The sequence below is a fragment of the Microbacterium umsixpiens genome, from assembly GCF_053543675.1.
Genome location: NZ_JBLVOH010000148.1, coordinates 3,135 through 7,986 on the forward strand (window position 1 = coordinate 3,135; position 4,852 = coordinate 7,986).

General features: G+C 69.5%; 5 protein-coding genes. 2 read left to right on the forward strand and 3 right to left on the reverse strand.

Annotated elements, in window-relative coordinates:
• Positions 1–178 precede the first annotated feature (178 nt).
• The gene (gene argS, locus ACNPM4_RS14590; RefSeq protein WP_448986119.1) at positions 179–1,843 is read left to right on the forward strand and encodes an arginine--tRNA ligase; all 1,665 of its coding nucleotides are present in this window, start codon (positions 179–181) and stop codon (positions 1,841–1,843) included.
• 40 nt (positions 1,844–1,883) lie between these two features.
• Positions 1,884–2,732 (forward strand): LmeA family phospholipid-binding protein, encoded by an 849-nt coding sequence (locus ACNPM4_RS14595; protein WP_448986120.1) that lies wholly within the window; start codon positions 1,884–1,886, stop codon positions 2,730–2,732.
• A gap of 19 nt (positions 2,733–2,751) precedes the next feature.
• On the opposite strand, the gene ACNPM4_RS14600 is transcribed toward ACNPM4_RS14595, so the two are convergent.
• From ACNPM4_RS14600 to ACNPM4_RS14610, 3 genes are all read right to left on the reverse strand, one after another.
• Positions 2,752–3,489, reverse strand: a complete 738-nt coding sequence (locus ACNPM4_RS14600; protein WP_448986121.1) for an alpha/beta fold hydrolase — start codon at positions 3,487–3,489, stop codon at positions 2,752–2,754.
• Complete coding sequence (locus tag ACNPM4_RS14605; protein WP_036303387.1) at positions 3,486–4,070, reverse strand: TetR/AcrR family transcriptional regulator; 585 nt, start codon at positions 4,068–4,070, stop codon at positions 3,486–3,488. The genes ACNPM4_RS14600 and ACNPM4_RS14605 overlap by 4 nt, the downstream gene beginning before the upstream one ends.
• The coding region (locus tag ACNPM4_RS14610) for an alpha/beta fold hydrolase (protein ID WP_448986122.1) at positions 4,048–4,852 on the reverse strand (805 nt) is incomplete at its 5' end. The genes ACNPM4_RS14605 and ACNPM4_RS14610, both read right to left, overlap by 23 nt.

Sequence of the window (4,852 nt, forward strand, 5' to 3'; positions counted from 1 at the left end):
CCGACGACGCCTGCCGCGACGGCGAGGAGGAGGGCGATGGCGACCCCTGCGGTGCGTAGTCGACGACGGGTGGCGGGGGCCTTCATGGGATGAGAGTAGATCACTGCGCGCCGATTGCGAATTCCGCGCGCCCCGCGCCGTCGGACGGCCGGTCGCCGACCCGTAAACTGAGGGGGCTATGAACCCCGAATCCCTCGCCGCCGCTGTCCTCGCCGTCCTCGCTCCTATCGCCGAGGAACGACGTCCCGGCGAGCCGCTCGGGGTCTCCGTGAAGGACATCGTGCTGGAGCGTCCGCGCAACCGCGACCACGGCGACTGGGCATCGAACATCGCCATGCGGCTCGCGAAGCCTTTCGGCACGAACCCGCGCGAGCTCGCGCAGCAGATCGCCGACGGTCTCGCCGCTGTCGACGGCATCGCGAGCGCGGAGGTCGCCGGCCCCGGGTTCATCAACATCCGTCTCGATGCCGCCGCCGCGGGTGCGCTGGCCAAGGTCATCGTCGACGCCGGCACGGCCTACGGTACGAACATGTCGCAGGAGGGCGTCAGTGTGAACGTCGAGTTCGTCTCCGCGAACCCGACCGGGCCTCTCCACATCGCGCACACCCGTTGGGCGGCGCTCGGCGACTCGATCGTTCGTCTGCTGCTCGCAAGCGGCGCGCGTGCGGTGCGCGAGTACTACATCAACGACGCGGGAGCGCAGATGGACCGCTTCGCCGTCTCCATCCTCGCGGCCGCCAAGGGAGAGCCGACGCCCGAGGGGGGCTATCCCGGTGCGTACATCGCAACACTCGCCGGCCGGGTGATCGAGGCACGTCCCGACCTGCTGCAGCTTCCCGAGAGCGAGCAGTCGTCGGTCGCGCTCGAGCTCGCCTACGAGTTCCAGCTCGCCGAGATCAAGAGCTCGCTCGATCGATTCAACGTGCCGTTCGATGTCTGGTTCTCCGAGCGCACGCTGCACGCGAAGGATGCATCGGGCACGAGCCTGATCGATCAGGCCGTCGACCGCCTGCGCGAGCAGGGACACGTCTTCGATGAGGATGGCGCCGTCTGGGTGCGCACGACCGACTTCGGCGATGACAAGGACCGCGTGATCCGTCGCTCGAACGGCGAGTACACCTACTTCGCCGCTGACGCCGCGTACTACCTGAACAAGGGCGACCGCGGCTTCCAGAACAAGATCTACCTTCTCGGCGCCGACCACCACGGCTACGTGCACCGTCTGAAGGCGGTCGCGGGAGCAGCGGGTGAAGACCCGGAGAAGAACGTCCAGGTACTGATCGGGCAGATGGTCTCGATCAACGGCGCCCGCCTCAGCAAGCGCGCGGGCAACATCATCGAGATGGACGACCTGCTCGACTGGCTGGGCACCGACGCGCTGCGGTACTCGCTGGAGCGCTCGCCCGCGGACTCGCCGCTGGATCTGGACCCCGAGCTGCTGCAGAAGCGCACGAACGACAATCCGGTCTTCTACGTGCAGTACGCCCACGCCCGCACGCACAACGTCGCGCGGAATGCGGCCGACTCGGGCGTGGATCGCTCGGAGTTCGCGCCGGAGACGCTGACGCACGAATCCGAGGCCGCTCTGCTGGGAGCGCTGCAGGAGTTCCCCCGCATCGTCGCATTCGCCGCCGAGGTCCGTGAGCCGCACCGTGTCGCCCGCTACCTCGAGGAGCTCGCAGGGCTCTACCACCGCTGGTACGACAACTGCCGTGTGATCCCGCAGGGTGACGACCCGGTCGAGACCGTGCACCGCACGCGTCTGTGGCTGAACGACGCCGCCGGTCAGGTGTTCCGCAACGGTCTCGATCTTCTCGGAGTGAGCGCCCCCGAGCGCATGTGATGCGCGCGTCCGTCCGGTCGGGTACGGCAGGATGGCAGGCATGAGCGACGACAACCACACCCTGCCGTATCCGGACGTCTCTGCCGAGCATCCGACGCTCGTGATCCCGAGGGACGGCGCCGATCAGCAGGCCGATGCCGCTCCGCGCACACGCCGCCGCTGGCCGTGGGTGCTGCTGATCGGGGTGGTCGTGTTGGCGCTGCTCGTGGTCGCCGCCGAGTTCATCGCGCGCGCGGTGCTCCCGGGGATCGTGCGCGCGATCGTCATCGAGCAGCTGGATCTCCCCGCCGATCAGCAGCTCGACGTGGAGACGCAGGGACTGTTGCTCCCGCAGCTCATCGGCGGTTCCCTCGACACCCTGCACCTGTCGACGGACTCGGTGACGCTGGAGGGCGTCACTGGCGCGGCCGAGGTCACCGCGACCGGAGTCCCGCTGCGCGGCGGCGACCTCGGCGGAGCCGCGGGAACGATCCGCATCGATCAGGCGGAGTTCACCTCCCTGCTCGCCGGCACCGAGCTGCCCGTCGAGTCGGTCGAGTTCGCGGCGCCGAACGCGACGGTGAGCGGCTCGATCAGCGTTTTCGGGGCCGCTGTGCCGCTCTCTCTGACCCTCACGCCCGGTGCCGTGGAGGGCGACCTGGAGCTCACGCCGGTCGCTGCGAGCATCGGCGGACTCGACATCGACCTCGACCAGGTCGGCTCGACGCTGGGCTCGCTCGGCGAGGGCCTGACACAACCGCAGCGGGTGTGCATCGCCGATCAGCTGCCGGCCGGGCTCACCCTCACCGGACTGGAGATCGTCGACGGTGCGGCGGTGATCGACATCGACGTGAACGGCGCGATCGTCACCGACGAGTCGCTGCAGGAGAAGGGTGTCTGCCCGAGCTGAACCGCTCGGAGGAGCACGGTCATCCTCCGCGCGCCTCCGTGATGCGCCGCGCGAGCCATTCGGGTCTCTGCAGCGGGATGCCATGTCCGCAGCCGTCGACGACCTCGATCGTGCTGTGGGGGAGTGCTGCGTGCAGCGCCGCGGCCGAGCGCCTCATGAGCTTCTTCTCCGCGGCGCCGACCAGGATCAGTGCCGACCCGGGGAATGTCGCCCAGTCCGCAGGAGGCACGAATCGCAGGTTCTCCTCGACCGAGGTGAGCAGCGTCTCCCGGGAAAGGGCCGACGATGTCTGCAGGTAGTCGGCCATGTGCGACTCCGGTACGAAGAGCTCCCGGGCCTGCAGGCGCGCGAACTTCTCGTTCTTCGCGAGCCCTGCGGTCGCGCCGAGCAGTGCCAGAGTCGGTCCGGTCATGCGCAGGGGCACGGCCTGTGCGCTGATCACGACGACCCGTTCGACGAGGTCGGGTCGCAGAGCCGCGAGCAACACGGCGAGCTGTGCCCCGAGCGAGAAGCCCGCGACCGTGGCCGGGTGGCCCTCGCCCTCGAGGATCTGCGCGAGCAGTTCGACGGTGTCGTGGTGGGAGGCGTAGTCCTCCGCCGCGCTGCGCCCGTGACCCGGAAGGTCCGGCAGCAGCACCCTCGCCTGCGGAGGTAGGTGGGCGCGCATCGGCTCCCACATCCATCCGGCGACGCCCCCGCCGTGCAGGAGCAGCAGCGGTGGTTCGCCCGCACGCCCGAAGGTCTCCAGGTGCATCATGTCTCCGTCTCGAAGGCCGCGGCCATCCGCCCGATGGTGTCGATCGTGCCCTCCAGCAGGGCGGGGTCGAGCGGACCGAGCAGTCGTGCCGCCGACAGCAGTCCGATCGTCGTGCTCGACAGCGCCAGAGCAAGTGTGCGTGGATCGACATCCGTGACGATCAGCCCGCGCTCCTGCAGCTCACGGAACCACTGCACGACCCGCTGATGACGCTCGCGGTAGCGACCATCGGTCTCCTCCATAACGTGGGAGCCGAGGATGCCCCGATCGTCGAGGAACGCAGCGGTCATCAGCGGGTCGTCGAGCAGCGCCCGAGCCGTCGCCCGACAGGCGTCGCTGAGACGAGGATGGTCACCCAGCTCGCTTCGGACCCGGTCGGCCATGCGCACGTTGCCCTGCAGCAGCAGGGCGTCGAGGATGTCACGCTTGCCGGCGAACTCCAGATACACGGCACCCTTGGCGATGCCGGCGCGCTCGGCGATGGCGGCGACGCTCATGGCATCGAAGCCGTGCGCGAGCACGAGTGTTCGGGCCGCATCGAGGATGCGCGCGCGTCGGTCAGGAACGCGTGGTCGGGGCATCGGCACTCCTCAGCTGTTCGAGCATCGCCGGGATGACGATGTCGGGGCGGTCGCGCTGCACCCAGTGGCCGGCGCCGTGCGCGACCTCCAAGGTCGCCGATGGCAGCAGCGCGGCTGCCGTCTCGATGCGAGCGAGGGGGACTCCGGTGTCGCGATCGCCGTGCACCAGCAGCGTGGGCGTGCGGATGCTCGCGAGCTGATCTGTGTAGACCGTTCGCAGTCGATTCCAGAGCACCTGATCGCGCTGCCACTGGCCGAACGTCTCCAGGCTCGAGCCGCCGGCGGCTTCGGCGAGGACCGCATCGACGAGCTCGGGACTGCGCGCCTGCGGGTTGCGCACGAGGTCGCGGAGTCCGCGCTCCATTGCGGGGCGGTTCCGTGCGTACGAACGGGTCATCGCGCCCAGCAGCCCGGAGCGCAGTAGGAGGAAAGACATCAGATGGGTGATGCGACCGCGGACACCGTCGGCGAGGCGGGGCATCAGACCGTAGCAGCCCAGGAGCACGGCGGTGCGAGCGCGGCCGGGCTGATCGAGCAGGTGCCCGACCGTCATCCCTCCGCCGAGGGAGAGCCCGGCGATCGCGTAGTCGCTGAGTGCGAGTGTGTCGACGAGCTCGCCGACGTGTCGGACGAGAAGCTCCTGCGTGAGCGGCCAGTCGGCCCGGGGGCTGTGTCCGAAGCCGGGATGGTCCGGCGCTATGACGCGGTGCCCCGCCTGCGTGAGGGCCGGTCCGACTTCGCCCCAGGAGAGCTCGGCGCTGTCGGCTCCGCCGCCGTGCAGG

What these genes read in the sequence shown, in the direction of transcription:
- ACNPM4_RS14595 (WP_448986120.1), top strand. Translation starts at nt 1,884, where the DNA reads ATGAGCGACGACAACCACACCCTGCCGTATCCGGACGTCTCTGCCGAG.
- ACNPM4_RS14600 (WP_448986121.1), bottom strand. Translation starts at nt 3,489, where the DNA reads ATGATGCACCTGGAGACCTTCGGGCGTGCGGGCGAACCACCGCTGCTG.
- ACNPM4_RS14605 (WP_036303387.1), bottom strand. Translation starts at nt 4,070, where the DNA reads ATGCCCCGACCACGCGTTCCTGACCGACGCGCGCGCATCCTCGATGCG.
- argS (WP_448986119.1), top strand. Translation starts at nt 179, where the DNA reads ATGAACCCCGAATCCCTCGCCGCCGCTGTCCTCGCCGTCCTCGCTCCT.